This window comes from Streptomyces sp. NRRL B-1347, from assembly GCF_000720325.1.
Classification (GTDB): Bacteria; Actinomycetota; Actinomycetes; order Streptomycetales; family Streptomycetaceae; genus Streptomyces.
This window is the reverse complement of the sequence record NZ_JOJM01000351.1, coordinates 1-212: the sequence shown is the minus strand read 5'-3', so window position 1 is coordinate 212 and position 212 is coordinate 1. Positions and strand designations below refer to the sequence as shown.

Here is a 212-nt window from a genome sequence, read left to right as displayed (position 1 = left end):
GCTGACGAGTCGTCGTGGCGTGGAGGCGCCGGGTGCGGCGGAGTTGGTGGCGGAGCTGGCGGGGCTGGGTGCCGAGGCGCGGGCGGTGGCGTGTGATGTCGCCGACCGTGCCGCGGTGGAAGCTCTGCTGGCCGGGATCGGGTCCGAGCGTCCTCTGTCGGCTGTGGTGCATGCGGCGGGTGTGCTGGACGACGGTGTGGTGGAGTCGTTGA

At 72.6% G+C, this 212-nt stretch carries 1 protein-coding gene; it reads left to right on the top strand.

Annotated elements, in window-relative coordinates; genetic code table 11:
* A partial coding sequence (locus tag IG74_RS47530; protein ID WP_158858183.1) for a KR domain-containing protein occupies positions 1-212 on the top strand: 212 nt, incomplete at both ends.